This is a genomic window from Candidatus Zixiibacteriota bacterium (assembly GCA_035380245.1).
Classification (GTDB): domain Bacteria; phylum Zixibacteria; class MSB-5A5; order GN15; family FEB-12; genus DAOSXA01.
Genome location: DAOSXA010000002.1, coordinates 677,280 through 693,470, shown reverse-complemented (window position 1 = coordinate 693,470; position 16,191 = coordinate 677,280). Strand labels below are relative to the sequence as shown.

Below are 16,191 nucleotides of genomic sequence, written 5' to 3'. Positions count from 1 at the left end.
ATGTGTAAGTTGTCGGACGAGACGGTTTCAGACATACTCGAACGTGGTCGTATCTACGAGGTGGGAGGAACGGTTCGCGATCGGCTGATGCACCGCCCGGTGATATCGAAAGATACCGACTACCTGGTAACCGGGATCACTTACGATGACCTGGCGCGGATTCTCAAACGTCACGGACGTGTCGACCTGGTCGGACGCAGTTTCGGTGTCATAAAATTCACCCGGTATATCGATGAGCGACCGGTGACGATCGATATCGCTTTGCCGCGTCGAGAGTATTCGACCGGCTGGGGACACAAAGATTTCAATGTTAATTTCGATCCGAGTCTCAAGGTCGAAGATGACCTCGCTCGCCGCGATTTCACCATGAACGCCATTGCCATGGCGCTGGACGACCACGATGTCATCGATCCGTACGACGGACGTACCGATATTGAGAAGAGAATAATACGCACTGTTTATCCGGGGAGTTTCAAGGATGATCCGCTGCGTATGCTGCGTGCGATTCAGTTTGCGGCGCGTTTTGAATTCATGATCGAACCGAAGACGTTCGAGGCTATTCGTGATAATGCGGCGCTTATCAAAACCGTATCCTCCGAGCGCATTGCCGAGGAATTGAACAAGCTGTTGACACTATCCGGGCAACCGTCGCATGGTTTTCGCCTGATGCAAACCACGGGATTGCTCAAGGAAATTCTCCCCGCGCTCGAGGCCTGTGTCGGGATCGACCAGCCGGGCGGCTATCATGCCTACGATGTGTTCGAACATACTATGCATACGATCGATGCCTGCCCGCCGCGTTTGCGGCTGCGCATGGCCGCCCTGTTTCACGACATTCGCAAACCACAGGCGAAACGCCTGACCGATACCGGTGCGACTTTTTACGGTCACGAACATCAGGGAGCTCGAGCTGCGAGCATAGCGCTAACAGCTTTGCGTTACTCGCGGGATTTCATACGTGAGGTTGAAACGCTGGTCGAACGCCACATGTTTACCACCGACGTCACCGATAAGGGGATGCGCCGCCTCATGCGACGGGTCGGTACCGACCTGATTTTCGATTTGCTAGACCTCCGTCGAGCCGATGTGATCGGTCAGGGCAAAGGGGGGAAGACCGAGGATGTCGATGAATTCGAAGCGGCGATTCGAGCGGAAATGGACCGTAAACCGCCGTTGAGCGTACTTGATCTGGTTCTGGACGGCCATGATGTTATGCGTATGTTTGATATACCGCCGGGACCGATTGTCGGTCGCGTTCTTGACGCACTTCTGGAAGCGGTTTTGGACGATCCGGAAGTAAACAACCGTGAGAGCCTGGAAGCTCTGGCGCGGGATTACATGAAAAATGAAAATTCAAAGAATAAATAGAGCTATGAGGGAAGCGACGTATGAAGATTCATGAGTATCAGGCCAAACAACTCTTCGCCGAATCCGGTATTCCGGTTCCGCCCGGCGAGATCGCCACTACTCCGGTCGAAGCTTTCGAAATCGCCGAACGGTTTAACCAGCCGGTCATGGTTAAGGCGCAGGTACATGTCGGTGGCCGCGGCAAGGCGGGCGGTGTCAAGTATGCCGAAAACGCGGAAGCAGCCAAGGTGCTGGCCACGAACATCCTGGGAATGGATATCAAGGGTCTTACCGTCAAGAAAGTTCTGGTCACTCCCGCCGAGGATATCATTTCGGAATCTTATGTCGGTATCATTCTCGACCGTGCCACCAAACGCCCGGTAATCATGGTCTCACCGGCCGGTGGTGTTGATATTGAAGAAGTTGCCGCCAAAACCCCCGAGAAGATTTTCAAGCTGGCTGTCGATCCGATCATGGGTCTCCAGGCCTGGCAGGCTCGCGATCTGGCCTTCAAGCTCTATCGCGATATCGGTCAGGTGCGTAAGGCGGCCGATATCCTCCTGAAGCTGTACAAGGTGTTCTGGAAAGTGGATGCCTCGCTGGTCGAGATCAATCCGCTTATCACCAATGCGGCCGCGGATGTGATTGCCATCGACGGCAAGATCAACATCGACGACAACGCTCTCTATCGACAGAAGAACATCGAGGCCATGCGTGACCTGGATGCCGAAATTCCGGCTGAAGTCGAGGCTCGCGAAGCAGACCTTTCGTACGTCAAGCTGGATGGTACGATCGGCTGCATGGTCAACGGCGCCGGTCTGGCAATGGCCACGATGGACCTGGTCAAACGCTACGGCGGCGATCCGGCCAACTTCCTCGATATCGGAGGTTCTTCCAATCCCAATAAAGTGGTGACGGCTTTGCGCATCATCACATCGGATCCCAATGTCCGTTCAATCCTGATCAACATCTTTGGCGGTATCACTCGCTGCGACGACGTCGCCAACGGTATCGTGACCGCTTTCAAGGAATTCCAACCCAGGGTCCCGGTAGTGGTTCGTCTTACCGGCACCAACGAGAAGGAAGCTGCCCGGATTCTGAAGTCTATTGACCTGCCCTCCGAGGACACTCTTGATCTCGTGGTCAAGAAAGCCATCGAGTTGGCGGAGACTACGGTAGCTTAACCTGAAGCATTCGAGGGATTGAAAATGTCGATTTTTATCAATAAAAAGACCAAGTTGGTGGTTCAGGGAATCACCGGGCGTGATGGTTCGTTTCACGCCGAACAGATGAAAAACTACGGCACCAACGTAGTGGCCGGAGTAACGCCGGGTAAAGCCGGTTCCAAAGTTGCCGGAATACCGGTGTTCAACTCGGTCGCCGAAGCTGTCAAAGAGACCGGCGCCAATACGTCCGTGATCTATGTCCCGCCGCCGTTCGCGGTCGATGCCATTTTCGAAGCGGTGGCCGCCGGGATCAAGACGGTCGTTTGTATTACCGAGGGTGTGCCGGCGAATGATATGATGAAAGTTTATCCGGTGGTCAAGGCCGCGGGGGTACGTTTGATCGGTCCCAATTGTCCGGGATTGATCTCGGTCGATCAGGCCAAGGTCGGCATTATGCCCGGGACGATTGTGAAGAAGGGCGGCGTCGGCGTTGTTTCGCGCTCAGGCACCCTGACTTACGAAGCGATCTGGGCGTTGACTCAGGCCGGTATGGGACAATCGACCTGTATTGGTATCGGCGGCGACCAGGTTATCGGAACCAACTTCATCGACTGCCTGGAAGCGTTCCAGGCCGATAGTGCGACCAAGGCTGTTGTCATGATCGGTGAAATCGGCGGCTCGGACGAGGAAGAAGCGGCCAAGTATATCAAGAAGTACGTTACCAAGCCGGTCGTTTCGTTCATCGCCGGTCAGGCAGCTCCTCCCGGCAAACGGATGGGACATGCCGGCGCGATTATTTCCGGCGGCAGCGGTACCGCCGAAGAGAAGATCAAGGCTCTGAACAAAGTTGGGGTGCCGGTCGCCGGTTCACCGACTGAAATTCCGGAGTTGCTGAAGGAACTCATCAAGAAACAAAAAACCACCGCTAAAAAGCCGGTCAAGAAAACGGCCAAGAAGGCGGCGAAGAAGACTGAGAAAAAAGCAGCCGCTAAGACTGCTAAAAAAGCGACCAAGAAAACCGCGGCCAAAAAGACCGCCAAGAAAAAGTAAACAAATCTGTTGATTCAATAATGGAGTAACACTCTTACACGAGGATCTGTCATGACTGATTCTGACGCGGTTAATTCCGCACCGAAGAAAACAGGTAAGAGCAAGATTGATTATTCGGCGGGTCCGCCGCCGTTAACCATAAACCTGACCTGGTGTAAAGCCTGCAATCTTTGCATCGCGCTTTGTCCGACCCAGGTGTTTGAACCCGATCGAAACGGCAAGCCTGTGCTGGCCCGTCCCGAAGATTGCACCCAGTGTACGATCTGCTGGACGCATTGTCCCGACTTCGCCATAACGTCGAACTACAAGTAGGGGAAGTCACGATGGTAGATACTCAAAGGTCGTTGATGCAGGGTAACATGGCATGTGTCCAGGGCGCTATTTATGCCGGGTTGCATTTCTATGCCGGTTATCCGATTACTCCTTCCACCGAAATCGCCGAGGGCTGCGCCCGTGAGCTGCCCAAGCTCGGCGGGAAGTTCATCCAAATGGAGGATGAGATCGCCTCGATGGCGGCCATCGTCGGCGCCTCGGTTGCCGGGCTCAAGTCAATGACGGCTACATCGGGTCCGGGATATTCTCTCATGCAGGAGGGGATTGGTTATGCCTATATTACCGAAACCCCCTGCGTAGTGGTCAATGTCCAGCGTGGCGGTCCTTCGACCGGATTGCCGACTAAAATCAGCCAGTCCGATACGATGCAGGCTCGCTGGGGTACTCACGGTGATTACACGGCCATCGCGTTGGCCCCGTCGACGGTAGGGGAAACGCTGACGGAAACGATTCGTGCTTTCAATTTGGCTGAACGTTTTCGCACGCCGGTAACCGTTCTTCTTGATGAGGTTATGGCTCACCAGCGTGAACTGGTCTCGATTCCCAAGAAGGGTGAAATACCGATTATCGATCGCATAAAACCGACCGTTTCGCCGGAGGATTTCGAACCGTTCGCTCAGACGGCCAACTCGGTTTCTCCGATGCCCGCTTATGGCGAAGGGTATCGCTACAATATCACCGGTTTGACGCACGACCCAATGGGATTCGCTACGGCTAATCTGAAAGAGATTACCTGGAAACTCGACAAACTCCGTAACAAGATCATGAACTATCGCAGTGAAATCACCAAGCTGCGAACGGCCATGATGGACGATGCCGAGATCGCGATTATATCCTATGGAACCGTCTCGCGAGCCGCTCTGCTGGCGGTGGCTTTGGCTCGTAAGGCCGGAGTCAAGGTCGGTTGTATCCAACTATATACGATCTGGCCGTTCCCCGAGGAAGAGTTGCAGGATTACTGCAGCAAGGTTCGTAAGGTAATCGTGGCGGAATTGAATATGGGACAGATGGTCAACGAGGTCAGCCGTATTCTGTCGCCCGAAATTGAAATCCACAAGTTGAATCGTTACGACGGCGAAATCATCACGCCGCTGCAACTGCTCGAGAAGCTCGAAGAGGTGATGTGATGGCTACTGCAGAAAAACCAACCAAAGTCGAGCAAAAATCAGACGTTATCCTGAAATACCTGAGACCGAAGAAAAAATTCCCGTCGGTCTGGTGTGCCGGATGCGGCAACGGTGTCGTACAATCGGCGATTATCCGGGCTATTGACAAGCTCGGCCTGTCCAAGGACGAGATAGTTATGGTTTCGGGTATCGGCTGTACCAGTCGCATGCCGGTTTATATGGATTTCAACAGCCTTCATACGACTCACGGTCGTGCGTTGGCGTTCGCTACCGGTGTGAAGTTCGCTCGGCCGGACATGAAAGTTATCGTGGTCACCGGTGACGGCGATGCCCTCGCGATCGGCGGCAACCATTTCATTCATGCCTGTCGGCGCAACATCGATATCACCGCTATCCTTATCAATAACAGCATTTACGGTATGACCGGCGGTCAGGGTTCACCGACTACGCCGGGCGGAGCGTTTTCTACGACAACGCCATACGGCAATGTTGAGAAACACTTTGATCCGTGCAGTCTGGCCAAAGCGGCCGGAGCTACGTTTGTGGCCCGCGGAACCGTATATCATGCGGCCCAGTTGGAGAAGGCGATCATTGAAGGGATCTCTCATAAGGGATTCTCCCTGATCGAAGCGGTTTCCAACTGCCATACCTACTTCGGGCGTTTGAATCGTCGCGGCGATGCCGTAGCGATGGTCAAGAACTTCAAGGAGGTAGGTGTTACTACGGCTAAGGCCAAGACGATGAACGAAGAAGAACTCAAAGGAAAGATCGTCATCGGCACTCTGCACGAGGACATGGTCAAGACCGAGTTCTGCGATGAATACCAAAAGGTGATCAATGCCCGGCAGGGAGGTAAATAAGATGGAACACAAACTGCTGGATAAGATCGAGATTCCGCACGATCGGTTTGAAATGCGTCTGTCCGGTTCCGGAGGGCAGGGTATGATCCTGGCCTCGGTGATCCTGGCCGAAGCTATCGGCACCGATTATTCGAAGAACGTCGTACAAACACAGTCGTACGGTCCCGAAGCTCGCGGGGGCGCTTCCAAATCCGATGTGGTGGTTTCGACCAATGAGATTTACTATCCCAAAGCTATGCAGCTCGATCTGTTGCTGGCCATGACTCAGGAGTCGATGGACAAATACTACAGCGACTTGCATAAGGATGGAGTGTTGATCGTTGATTCCGGTTTGGTGACCGAAGTCCCGACCGACAATTACTACGGTTTGCCATTCACGCAACTGGCTAAGGAAGAAGCGGGACACGTGATGGTAGCCAACGTGATCGCATTGGGGGCTATTGCGGCGCTGACCGATTTGGTGACCAAGGACGCCTTGATTGACGCGGTATTGAGCCGTGCTCCCAAGGGGACCGAGGATAAGAACCGTAAGGCGGTCGAGATAGGTTTCCGCGAAGCGCAGAAACTCAAGAAAAAGTGAGGCGGATGAGTAGGACACTATTGATCATCAAACCCGATGCGACCGAACGCAACCTGATCGGTCATGTCATCAATCGTCTGGAACGAGCCGGTTTCCGGATTACGGAAATGCGAATGACTCGCCTTTCAGCCGATGATGCTCGCCGCTTCTATGCGGTACACGAGGGTAAACCGTTCCTCAATGACCTCGTGACGTTCATGACCTCGGGGCCGGTCGTGCCGATGGTGCTTGAAAAAGAGAATGCGGTAACCGATTTACGTGAGTTGATCGGGGCTACCAATCCGAGCAACGCTGCCTGCGGTACGATTCGACAAGAGATTGCGCGGAACGTACAAGCCAATTCAGTGCATGCATCGGATTCCGATGAGAACGCCGTCAGGGAAATAAGTTTCTTCTTTGGCGGATGATAATAGAAAACCCGGCGTCGAAAGGCGCCGGGTTTTTTCAATCCCAACCGGTTTGTTGTCTCAATACACAGCGAGACAACACTTCTTACTGCGATGAAAACCAGGCTGGTCTACGGTGACAGTTATATCGAGTTGGATTTCCCGGAAGCGGTGACGGTGGATTGCTTTGCTCCGGGGAAGGCTTCCAGGCCGATTACGATTGACGATTTCGCGACTGTCTGGGAAGGTGTTTTCGATCTGATTCCCGAACGGCCGCTGATCGTTGTCAACGATGCCTATCGCAACACCCCCACGTCGACTTTGCTTGAATGGATCGACAAAACCGACGGCGGGCTGATCGACCGGGCGGATTTTCTGATTGCAACCGGAACTCATGCCGCACCGACAGATGATCAGCTACGAAAAATTTTCGGTTCGTTTCTGCCGCGCCTGCACAACCGGCTCTGGATCCACGATTCCCGTAAAACCGATTCGATGGCCTCAGTTGGGAAGGACAACTTCGGTGAGCAGGTTCTGGTCAATCGCAAGTTCCTGGAGGCGGAAAAGCCGCTGCTGATCGGGTCGGTGGAACCGCATTACTTCGCCGGATTCACCGGCGGACGAAAATCGGTTTTCCCCGGTTTAACCGACCTCGCCACGGTGGAACGTAATCATAACCTGGCCAACTCGCTCGAAGCGCAACCGCTGCGGCTCGAAGGAAACCCTGTGGCCGAGCATCTGATGAACCTCTCCGGATTACTCGATATGAATGCCATGATCGGTTTGCAGACGGTGCTCGATGCAACCGGCGCGATTGCCCATATCTCATGCGGTTCCTTACACGATGCGTTCATCGAATGCACGGCCGTAGCCCGCCAGTTGTTTTCGAACGTTGTCGATGAGCCTTACGATATCGTGCTCTGTGAATTATTACCGCCGTTGGATAAAAATCTCTATCAGATTCAGAAGGGTATGGAGAATTGTCAGCGCGGAGTGAAGGACGGCGGCAGTCTGGTGCTGGTTTCGCATTGCGGCGAAGGAATCGGCTCGCGAGCGTTTTACGATCTGAGTAAAACCTGGGATCGCGTGAACAACCGACCGTGTTCGGGACCACTCAAGTTCGGATCACATAAGCTCTCTCGCGTTATCAACGTGGGTAAACGTATCAACGTTCGAGTAGTCTCAGAGGTTCCCGAGGCGGATGTCCGTCAGGTGTTCTATGAACCTCTTGACAACATATATAAATTCTTGTTTATAGCTTGGAATAATATTACGGCATGCCGAGTGGCAGTCGTACATGACGCAGGTAACACCGTATTGACAGCATAAACCGTTTGTAAGACTCACTCATTCGGAGGACAGAATGAACAAGAAGATCGCAGTTATCGGCGCCGGGAACGTAGGCGCCTCATGCGCCATGTACCTGGCAGAAGCCAACATCGCCGACATCGTCATGGTGGACATCGTTGAGGGTGTACCGCAGGGCAAAGGGCTTGACCTCACCCAAGCCGGTCCTGTCCGCGGCTACAATGCCATGGTCAAAGGCAGCAACAAGTTTTCAGACATTAAGGGCGCGGATATCGTCATCATGACGGCCGGTCTGCCGCGTAAGCCCGGCATGTCTCGCGAGGACTTGTTGAACATGAACGCCGACATCGTCAAGTCGGTTGGTCTCAACATCAAGAAATATGCCCCGAAGAGTTACGTTATCATGGTTTCGAATCCTCTCGACCTGATGACCTTCCACATGCGCAAAGTGACCGGTTTCCCGGCCAACCGCGTTTTCGGACAGGCCGGTGTTCTGGATTCGATTCGTTTCCGTGCTTTCATCGCCATGGAACTGGGCGTGGCAATGACCGACACCAACGCAATGGTGCTCGGCGGTCATGGCGATACGATGGTCCCGCTTCCTCGTTATACCACCGTGGCAGGTATTCCGATCGAAGAGCTCATCCCGAAGGATCGCATTAAGGCTATCGCCGATCGTACCCGTGTCGGCGGCGGCGAAATCGTCAAGTTGCTCAAGACCGGTTCGGCCTACTACGCACCGGGCGCTGCTTCAGTAGATATGGCAAAAGCAGTGTTCAACGACGAGAAGAAGGTTCTGCCGGCTTCGGCTTATCTTACCGGACAATACGGTATCAAGGACATTTACATCGGCGTGCCGGTTGTCCTGGGAGCCAACGGTGTCGAGAAGATTCTCGAACTGAAGCTCAAGAAGGCCGAGCTTACGGCGTTGCAGACCTCTGCTGCGACTTACAAGGAACATCTCAAGATCATGGGCTACTAGGAGACGAAATGGCATACAAGCATATTCAAGTGCCGAAAGACGGCCAGCAGATAAAGATCAAGAACAAGAAGCTCGTTATTCCGAACCGTCCGATCATACCGGTCATCGAGGGTGATGGCATCGGTCGTGATATCATGAAGGCCACCCGCCGGGTGGTCGATGCCGCGGTCGAGAAAGCCTATAAGGGCAAAAAGAAAGTCGCCTGGATGGATGTCTATGCCGGTGAAAAGGCCAATGAGCTGTACAAGGAATGGCTGCCCGATGAGACCATTGCAGCCATCAAGAAGTACATCGTGGCGCTCAAAGGCCCGTTGACCACGCCGATCGGCGGGGGATTCCGCTCGCTGAACGTCAGCCTTCGGCAGATTCTCAATCTCTATGCCTGTGTTCGTCCCGTGCGCTGGTTCAAGGGCGTCGGCTCGCCGGTGACTCATCCCGAGAAGATGAATGTCATCATCTACCGCGAGAACACCGAGGACGTCTATGCCGGGATCGAGTGGAAAAAGGGCGGTAATGACGCCAGGAAAGTGATCGCCTGGCTGAACAAGTCCATGAAGACCAACATTCGTCCCGACTCCGGCATCGGCATCAAGCCGATCTCCGCGACCGGTTCGAAGCGTCTGGTCCGCAAGGCTATCCAGCATGCTATCGCCCACAAGTGCGGCTCGGTTACGCTGGTCCACAAGGGGAACATTATGAAGTTCACCGAAGGGGCTTTCCGTGACTGGGGCTACGAGGTGGCTCGCAAGGAGTTCCCGAGGCAGACGATCACTGAGGATGAACTCTGGTCGAAGTACAAAGGCAAGGCTCCCAAGGGCAAGATCGTGATCAAGGATCGCATTGCCGATTCCATGTTCCAGCAAATCCTGACCCGCTCCGACGAGTACGAGGTGGTTGCCACCCCGAACCTGAACGGCGACTATCTGTCCGACGCCTGCGCGGCGCAGGTCGGTGGTCTTGGCATGGCTCCGGGCGCGAACATCGGCGACTACATCGGTCTCTTCGAGGCAACTCACGGCACCGCGCCGAAGTACGCCGACAAGGACGTCATCAACCCCGGCTCGCTCATGCTGTCGGCGGTGATGATGCTCGACTATCTCGGTTGGGACAAGGCCGCGCGTTTGATCGAAAAAGCGATTGAGAAAACCATCGCCAAGAAGACCGTCACTTACGACCTGCATCGTCAGATGAAGGGCGCCAAGAAGATCGGTACTTCCCAGTTTGCGACCAACATCATTTCGAACATGTAAATCGCTCCGCGAGATACTTCGATAAACAAGCCCCCGTCTCGCCAGAGGCGGGGGCTTTGTGTTGTACTCCGCATTATCAAGTTGTTAGAAAAAACCGATGGATCTATATTAGGCTAATAAAATCGCTTATTCGGTTGGCAGGTGTCTCGATCGTTCTCCAAAGGATAGTCAATGGCAGCAAGGTACAAGGTTAGCATAACGCTCTACTTCACGATGCTGTTGTTGTATCTCCTCTTCTCCTTCTTTCCCGACCTGCGGGTGTGGGGTTTGAACTGGTGGGCGTTTTATCCGCTCTGGGTCAGACTGTCGCTGTTCGTCATGGGGGCAGCCGTACCGATAGCGCTGATGTCGCCGATGTCCAAAGGATTGTTCGATTCTTCTGAAGGGGGAGAAGATAAATTCGCGCGGCTCTGGTGGATCGTACCAATCGTGGCCGGACTACTGTTCTGGTTCGGCAGAGTCGGTACTCATTTCCTCGGCGACGGCTATACCCTGGTTTCGTCTCTCGGCGCAGGGAAGACGTTCGCCTTCAAGGCTCGCGAGGTGGGAGAATCACTGGCACACTTAGGTTTGTTCAATCTGCTCGGCGGAGACGGCGAGGCGACCGCCACCCTGACGTATCAAATCATTGCCGTCTTTGCCGGGGTGGTCTTCGCGGTTCTGGTAAGCCTGACCGCGCTGCGTCTGCCCATTGTGCGATCGGGCCGCGTGCTGTTCGTGATCGGCTGTCTCAGCGGCGGCTACAGCCTGCAGTTTTTCGGCTATGTTGAAAACTATTCGCTTTTCCTGGTCGCGACGGCAGCCTTTACACTTATCGCGATGCTGTCGCTGATAGGCCGTCTCAACCGCTGGTGGGTTCTGGTCGCCTTCGTCGTGACCGTGTTCATGCACGTTCTCGGGGCGGTCTTGTTGCCGGGACTGATCCTGGTGTTGCTTCATGATACACCGCTCGGCCGTCGCATCGGACGCTGGTCTCCTTCTACCAAAGGATTGCTGGCGTTGGTGCTGATCCTCGTAGGAGCCGGGCTATTTTTCTATTTCAGAAGCACCAGTTATTTCTTCCGTTTCGCTTTTCTGCCGCCGGTTGCGGATCGTTTCACGATCGACGGCCAGACCCTTTTGTCATGGCGACACTGGCTGGATTATCTGAATCTCTGGATTCTTTTAATCCCCGGGCTGGCTGTGGCGACGCCGGTGCTTTTATCTTTGAAAAATAAAATGCGTGCGATGGCTTCGTTTTTCGGGCTGACAATCGGCGTTGCTGCCTTGACGGTGTTTCTCCTGGACCCCAAGTTGAGCATGCCGCGTGACTGGGATCTGTTCTCGTTCGCGGCGGTTCCGGCCGTGATCGGTGTTTTATTTTATCTATTGCACGAGTCGAATTTCTCGCGCAAGACCGCCTGTACGGCGGTACTGTTTTGTACGCTGGGTTTGATCGTGCTCCTCCCGCGTGTGGCGGCGCAATCGAACGCCGGCATCATACTCGAACACGTTCGACTTTACCGTCATCTCGACCCCGACCGCTGCCAGAACATGGAGGCATTGCTGTCACATTACGGCGAATTGGCCGGTGATCCACGAGCTGAGCAACTTTGGGTCGAGGAATGGAAAGGCAAGTATCCTTCACTTAACCTCTTTCAAAGGGGTGTCGTGGAGTTGAACGACAAAAAGTACGAGGCCGCGCTCGAATTGTTCGAGCAATCGGTTAAGGCTAATCCCGTCTTTTGGAATAGTTGGACTATGATAGGCGCTTGTTACGTGCGTCTGAATCAACCGGATAAGGCTCTTGAGTCGCTGGAGATTGCCCGTGGTCTTAATCCACACGGCATATCGACTTTCAACAATCTCGGTGCGGCCTATCTTCAACTGGGTGATTACAACAAAGCAGAATGGGCACTTAAAGAGGCGATTCACCTCGATTCGGCTGATCTTGCTCCGTATCTTGGTATGATTACACTCTACTCTCGCACGTCAGACCGAAATGCTTACGAATGGATAATTTCGTACGTTACCTCCCGGACCGATGCCCCGCTTCGAGTGTTTGAACAGTATATAGACTTCATGGCCAAGCACGGTCGCATGCAGGAAGCGAACGAGGGGCTCAGGAAAGCAATTGAGCGCGGTATGGATTCAACCAAAGTGGCCGAGTTATGCGAACGATACCAACTGCCGTAGGGGTAGTAAGTTCATCTCGTCGAAACCTCACTTCGCGATCCCAAATCGCACCCAATCTAAAAAAGTCGTATGCATAGATATTCTGTAAAACACAACCATAATGCGGGCGACACAAGGCCGCCCGCTACGCGAGGTTAGGATTTCTTAACGCGTAGCGGCGGGGTTTGTCTCCGCCGTAATAATAGTTTTTTAACATTCCCAATGGGTGAGGTATCGAAAAGATGAAGCAAGATGTCGAAACTTCGCTTTATGTAAATCAATTCACGAGCTATAGTCCGGGATCACAGGGGGCCCGGACTTCGGATATTGGCGATTGACAGGGCTCTGGTCTACGGCGTCTAAGGGGAAGTCAGTTGCCCACATATACAAGCTCCGGCCGGTGGTCCATCTGTCCACGGGTGGGAAAAAGCCAGGGGAATTTGCCGTACCAGTATCAAATAGATCTAGTTGTTGATTATCTGAAAAATAAATGGCGGGATCAAGGGGATCCCGCCTTTCGGATAGCTTCTTCATTCATGCAGGTCAGGTTGCTTGCAACCTGGTGTCGTAAGGGGAAGGTCTCACCGAGACCTGCCGATATTGCTGTTACTTCTGCTCGGAAACGATGCGCTGTGTGTCGCGAGCGATTACCAACTCCTCGTTGGTCGGAATAACCAGCACCTTGACCGGGGAGTCCTCGGTCGAAATAATCGCATCTCCCTTGGCCGTGCGGTTCTTTTCGTCGTCTATGTGTATCCCGAGGAACTCGAGTTTTTCGCAGGTCTTGGCACGCACGATGGGTGAATTCTCTCCCACACCGGCCGTGAAGACGACGGTGTCCAGTCCCCCCATGGCAGCGGCATAGGCGGCAATGTACTTCTTCAGACGATAACAGAAGACGTTTAAAGCCAGGGCGGCATTACCGGTCTTTTCTCGGGCGCCCTGCTCGATTTCGCGCATATCCGAAGAGACTCCGGAAATACCGGCCAGGCCTGAGTGTTTGTTGAGCAGAGTATTGGCTTCGTGCAGGGTCAACTCCTCACGAGCCATCAGGTGCAAGATAATAGCCGGATCAAGGTCACCCGAGCGCGTTCCCATGAGCAACCCTTCGAGGGGAGTGAAACCCATCGAAGTATCAATCGAAACGCCATGATCCACGGCCGTAATCGATGCTCCGTTGCCAAGATGGCAGGAGATCATGCGCAATTCCTCAGATGTCTTGCCGAGGAGTTGGGCGCCGCGTTCGGTTACATAGAGATGCGACATGCCGTGGAAACCGTACCGGCGGATTCCGTAACGTTTGTAAAGAACATAGGGGATGCCGTAGATGTAGGCATGAGGCGGCATTTCATGATGGAAAGCGGTGTCGAACACGGCTACCTGCGGGGCATTCGGAAGATTCTTCTGGCAGGCCATGATGCCGCGAATGTTATGCGGATTATGCAGCGGGGCCAGTTCGATCAGGGAGCGCAGTTCGGTCATCAGATCCGGTGTGATCAGGACGGAATGGGCAAATTGCTCACCGCCGTGGACTACTCTATGCCCGACGGCGTCGATTTCGGAGGCGTCCTTAATCACGCCGTGGTTTTCGGACATCAAAACCGTGACGATATATTCGATGGCAATGGTATGGTCGAGAATCTCACCGGTCACCTTGACTTCACGACCGTCGTGCGGCTTATGGGTCAGGACTGCCTCGGACATGCCGATCCGGGAGACCATCCCCTTGGCCATGACTTTTTCCGTTTCGGTGTCAATCAACTGGTATTTTACCGACGATGAGCCGGCATTGATAACGAGAATCTTCATCGACTCATGCTCCTTCCACGACATGGTTCAGCGGGGTGTCGGGCAGGCGATTACCTTCTTCATCGTAGCGGAAGAAACCGCGTCCGGTCTTAACCCCCAGGCGTCCGGCGCGAACCATTTTTCTCAGCAGCGGGCAGGGATTGTACTTGTGTTCGGAAAGCTCGGACAGGAGATTCTCCATCCAGGACATAACCACGTCGAGACCCATCATATCGGCCAGGGAAAGCGGTCCCACATTGAATCCGAAGCCCAGTTTCATGGCCTTGTCGATATCATCAGCCGAAGCTACGCCCTCCATCAAAACGTGCATTGCTTCGTTAATCAGGGGAACGATGCAGCGGGTGGTGACGAAACCGGGATACTCATTAACGGTAATCCACTGTTTGTTGAGGAGGTCGGCAAATTCGACGGCTTTGTCGAAGGTATGCTGATCGGTTTTAAGTCCCTTGACGATTTCAACCAGCGGCACTTTGGTGACCGGTGTTAAAAAATGCATACCGATGACTTTTTGCGGTCGTTCGGTGGCGGCGGCGATCTCGGAAATCGACAGTGTTCCTGAATTGGTGATCAGGGTAGCTTTTTCATCGCAGATCGAGTCCAGCTTCTCGAACAACGTTCGTTTGGTCTCGAGGTACTCCGGAATGCACTCGATAATGATCGAGGCGTCCTCCGCCTGGGAGAGATCAGACGAGGGGTATATCCGGGCCATGATAGCTTTCTTATCGGATTTGGTCAGGCCCCATTTGTGGATCTCGCGGTCGATAGCCTCACCAATCCCTTTAACCCCTTTTTCGGCCAGCTTGGTTGTCTTGTCGACCAGTGTCACTTCTTCGCCTGAGGTGGCCACAGCCTCGGCCAGGCCCTGACCCATCACCCCGGCGCCAATAATAATTATGTTGGTACTCGGCATACAGAAATCGCTTTCGTTTCACTCCATGCTCAGTTACGGAACCCGAGAAGTTCGGGTTCGCAAAATATAGTCTCTTCCCCCGAACAGGCAACCGCAATCTGACCGATTACTGGATTTTGTTATCCTAGTCGACCGACTCGGTACAAAAGTGTACAATAAGTTGAGGCGATATTGATTGACAGCAGGCCGGCCGCTGACCAACTTAGGGCCGGAACATAAGGACTTCTATCAGCGGAGTAAGCATGCAAAAGGGAAGAATCTCGGTTATTCTTGCAATCCTGGCCGTTTTAATCCTGTCCGGTGTGAGTCAGGCGGAGATAGTCAAAGTAGCCAAACGGTACAATGTTTTTGAGGTTTACGGCGGGCTTTCGGAGCCGATCGGCAAATACGAGGGCGTAGGTATCCTGGATTTTGATTATAATGGTCATACCTATAAGCTCGATGCCGATCAGGTCTATAGGTCAACCTATCACTTCGGATTCAATTTCGGGCAACTTCGCGGCGGTCATTTCCAGTATCTGGTGGGTTTTCAGTACACTAAAATCGACCAGTTGGATGAGTTCAGTACCACCGAACTGACCTGGCAAATGGCCCCCATTCCATTTATCAACCAGTACAATATCAAAGCCCAGGCCAACTACCTGTTTACCGATCTGGCGGATGTCGGCTTTGCACCGTATCTGGGGCCCGAATTCATGGCCGGATTGACAACGGAAACGGCTAACGATGTCCAGACTGAGACTCAGTTGGATATCTCACTGGCAGCCAACGCCGGTTTCGAATTGAAGCTATGGGGGGATGCCTCCGGGCAGAATTTTATCACGCTGGTTCCGCAGGTAAGCTGGCAGTTTCTGTCTACCGGTTATCGGGCGAAGCATTTTAATTTTGCCGGTGGTCTCAAGTACTACTTCCGGTAGACCGTCTTTTAT

The 16,191-nt window shown here is 53.6% G+C and carries 15 protein-coding genes; 13 read left to right on the top strand and 2 right to left on the bottom strand.

Going from position 1 to position 16,191, the window contains the following annotated elements; all coding sequences use genetic code 11:
- The 12 genes from PLF13_08115 (at position 1) to PLF13_08060 (ending at position 12,564) form a co-directional block, all read left to right on the top strand.
- A complete protein-coding gene (locus tag PLF13_08115) occupies positions 1 to 1,368 on the top strand; it encodes a CCA tRNA nucleotidyltransferase (protein ID HOP07240.1) in 1,368 nt (455 codons plus the stop codon).
- Between the two features lie 20 nt (positions 1,369 to 1,388).
- Positions 1,389 to 2,531 carry an ADP-forming succinate--CoA ligase subunit beta gene (sucC, locus tag PLF13_08110; GenBank protein ID HOP07239.1) on the top strand — a complete coding sequence of 381 codons (1,143 nt, stop codon included), beginning with the start codon at positions 1,389 to 1,391 and terminating at the stop codon, positions 2,529 to 2,531.
- A 24-nt stretch (positions 2,532 to 2,555) separates the two neighbouring features.
- A complete protein-coding gene (gene sucD, locus PLF13_08105) occupies positions 2,556 to 3,563 on the top strand; it encodes a succinate--CoA ligase subunit alpha (GenBank protein HOP07238.1) in 1,008 nt (335 codons plus the stop codon).
- A gap of 51 nt (positions 3,564 to 3,614) precedes the next feature.
- The gene (locus tag PLF13_08100; GenBank protein HOP07237.1) at positions 3,615 to 3,875 is read left to right on the top strand and encodes a 4Fe-4S dicluster domain-containing protein; all 261 of its coding nucleotides are present in this window, start codon (positions 3,615 to 3,617) and stop codon (positions 3,873 to 3,875) included.
- Positions 3,876 to 3,886: 11 nt separating this feature from the next.
- A complete protein-coding gene (locus tag PLF13_08095; protein HOP07236.1) occupies positions 3,887 to 5,023 on the top strand; it encodes a 2-oxoacid:acceptor oxidoreductase subunit alpha in 1,137 nt (378 codons plus the stop codon).
- Entirely contained in the window at positions 5,023 to 5,883 is an 861-nt protein-coding gene (locus PLF13_08090) for a 2-oxoacid:ferredoxin oxidoreductase subunit beta (protein ID HOP07235.1), read from the top strand. Before PLF13_08095 ends, PLF13_08090 begins: the two co-directional genes overlap by 1 nt.
- A gap of 1 nt (position 5,884) precedes the next feature.
- Positions 5,885 to 6,463 carry a 2-oxoacid:acceptor oxidoreductase family protein gene (locus PLF13_08085; GenBank protein ID HOP07234.1) on the top strand — a complete coding sequence of 193 codons (579 nt, stop codon included), beginning with the start codon at positions 5,885 to 5,887 and terminating at the stop codon, positions 6,461 to 6,463.
- A gap of 5 nt (positions 6,464 to 6,468) precedes the next feature.
- On the top strand, positions 6,469 to 6,870 hold the full coding sequence (gene ndk, locus PLF13_08080) for a nucleoside-diphosphate kinase (protein HOP07233.1): 402 nt from the start codon (positions 6,469 to 6,471) through the stop codon (positions 6,868 to 6,870).
- Positions 6,871 to 6,963: 93 nt separating this feature from the next.
- Positions 6,964 to 8,178: a lactate racemase domain-containing protein gene (locus PLF13_08075; protein ID HOP07232.1), complete on the top strand. Its 1,215-nt coding sequence runs from the start codon at positions 6,964 to 6,966 to the stop codon at positions 8,176 to 8,178.
- Positions 8,179 to 8,212: 34 nt separating this feature from the next.
- On the top strand, positions 8,213 to 9,139 hold the full coding sequence (gene mdh / locus PLF13_08070; protein ID HOP07231.1) for a malate dehydrogenase: 927 nt from the start codon (positions 8,213 to 8,215) through the stop codon (positions 9,137 to 9,139).
- A gap of 8 nt (positions 9,140 to 9,147) precedes the next feature.
- A complete protein-coding gene (gene icd, locus PLF13_08065; protein HOP07230.1) occupies positions 9,148 to 10,389 on the top strand; it encodes an isocitrate dehydrogenase (NADP(+)) in 1,242 nt (413 codons plus the stop codon).
- Between the two features lie 171 nt (positions 10,390 to 10,560).
- A complete protein-coding gene (locus tag PLF13_08060) occupies positions 10,561 to 12,564 on the top strand; it encodes a hypothetical protein (protein HOP07229.1) in 2,004 nt (667 codons plus the stop codon).
- 585 nt (positions 12,565 to 13,149) lie between these two features.
- Here PLF13_08060 and PLF13_08055 read toward each other — a convergent pair.
- Positions 13,150 to 14,352, bottom strand: a complete 1,203-nt coding sequence (locus PLF13_08055; protein HOP07228.1) for an acetate kinase — start codon at positions 14,350 to 14,352, stop codon at positions 13,150 to 13,152.
- A 4-nt stretch (positions 14,353 to 14,356) separates the two neighbouring features.
- Entirely contained in the window at positions 14,357 to 15,262 is a 906-nt protein-coding gene (locus PLF13_08050) for a 3-hydroxyacyl-CoA dehydrogenase NAD-binding domain-containing protein (GenBank protein HOP07227.1), read from the bottom strand.
- Between the two features lie 242 nt (positions 15,263 to 15,504).
- On the opposite strand from PLF13_08050, the gene PLF13_08045 reads away from it, so the two are divergent.
- Positions 15,505 to 16,179, top strand: coding sequence for a hypothetical protein (locus tag PLF13_08045; GenBank protein ID HOP07226.1), 675 nt, complete (start codon positions 15,505 to 15,507; stop codon positions 16,177 to 16,179).
- Positions 16,180 to 16,191 lie beyond the last annotated feature (12 nt).